This is a genomic window from Microbacterium sp. Bi128, from assembly GCF_918698205.1.
Window position 1 is genome coordinate 1 of the sequence record NZ_CAKKMM010001046.1, and the last position, 1,810, is coordinate 1,810.

2 protein-coding genes are annotated in these 1,810 nt (G+C 64.0%); both read right to left on the reverse strand.

Annotated features, from left to right (window positions below; genetic code table 11):
* Window positions 1–837: sugar ABC transporter permease (locus LQV45_RS29595; protein WP_308288949.1), on the reverse strand; the 837-nt coding region annotated here is incomplete at its 3' end.
* 23 nt (window positions 838–860) lie between these two features.
* Window positions 861–1,810 (reverse strand): extracellular solute-binding protein (locus tag LQV45_RS29600; protein ID WP_230010683.1); only part of this gene is annotated, 950 nt, incomplete at its 5' end.

Here is a 1,810-nt window from a genome sequence, read left to right on the forward strand (position 1 = left end):
CTCGTAGATGGCGTAGGGCAGGTTGGCCGTGCCGAGGCCGCCGGAGGTGATGACGAAGGTGGCGTCGAAGTTCTGCACGATATAGATGGCCCCGAGCAGTCCACCGAGTTCCAGATACTGGCGCAGGTGCGGGAGGGTGAGATGGCGGAAAATTGCCCAGGGAGCGGCACCGTCCATCTGGGCAGCTTCAACGGTGTCCATGGGTCGGGACTGCAGGCCGGCGAGCAGGATGAGCATCATGAACGGGGTCCACTGCCAGACCAGCGAGACGATGATGGCCATCAGGGGTGCCGACGACAGCAGGTCCGGCTGCGGCGGGGCGTCGGAGCCGAAGAGCGACCAGATCCAGGTGAGGGAGCCATTGATCAGACCGTAAACCGGGTTGAGGATGGCGTGCTTCCAGATGAGCGCAGCCGCGACCGGAACGATGAGGAAGGGTGCGATCAGCAGAGTCCGGGCCAGGCCCCGGCCAATGAACTTCTTGTCCAGGAGCAGGGCCAGGCCGAGGCCGAGGACCAGGCTGACCAGGACCACCGAGACGGTCTCGACGATGGTGGTGAGGATTGCCTGGAGCATGTACGGGTCGGTGACCACCTGGATGTAGTTCTCGAACCCGGCGAATCCGGTCTTGTCCGGGCTCAGGCTGTTCCAGTTCATGAACGAAATGATCAGGGTCACCACGAATGGAAGCTGGGTGACGATGATGAGGAAGATCAGGGCCGGCAGCAGCGGTGCCCGCCGTGCCCAAGCCACTGCGCGTTCCCGCGCCCTGGCGTTCCTGGATGGTTTGGCTGTGCTGCTCCCTTGCCGGGAGACGCGCGCCGTTGCGGTAGTCATAATGTTCTCCTGCGGTTGGGTTGTTACTTCTTGTACTTGTCGCCGACTTTTTGTGCGGCTTCCTGGCCCTTGGCCACCGCATCGGCAACGGAGCCCTGGCCGGCGATGGCGGAGCTCACACCTTGGGACACCCGGGTGCCCAGGGCCGCGAACTCGGGAATACCGACGAACTGGATGCCGACCGCCGGCCGCGGCTGGACACCGGGGTTGGTCGGATCCGCGTTCTCAATGGCGAAGCGTTCGGCCTTGAAGAACGGCGCGGCCTGCTGGAACTCGGTGTTCTCGTACGTGGAAATGCGCTTACCGGACGGGACCTTGGACCAGCCGAGCTTGGACGCGACCAGTTCCTCGTACTTCTTCGAGCTGGCCCAGGCGATAAATTTGGCGGCAGCGTCCTGTTTCTTGGAGGCCGCCTGCATCGCCCAGGACCAGGTCCACAGCCAGCCGGAGGACTTGGTCTCTTTCACGGGCGCCTGGGCATAACCAATCTTTCCCTTCACGGGAGAGGCCTCGGCTTCCAGGGCACCGGCCGCGGAGGTGGCGTCGTACCACATGGCGACCTTGCTTTGACTCATGTTGTTCAGGCATTCGGTGAACCCGGCCTGGGCGGCGCCCGCTTCACCGTGCTCCCGCACCAGATTGGTGTAGAACTCCGTGGCTGCGGTGAATTCGGGGGCGTTGACCTTCGCATTCCAGTCCTTGTCGAACCAGGTCCCGCCGAAGGTGTTCACCACGGTGGTCAGTGGTGCGAAGACCTGGCCCCAGCCGGGCTGGCCGCGCAGGCAGATGCCCTTCATCCCTGGCGCCGCCCCGTCAGCCTTGGCGGCGAGGTCGGCGACCTGGTCCCAGGTCGGCTTCTCCGGCATGGTCAGCCCTTTGGCGTCGAAGATGTCCTTCCGGTACATCAGGAAGGAGGATTCCCCGTAGAAAGGTTCGCCGTAGAGTTTGCCGTCCGTGCCGGTCAACGACGCCG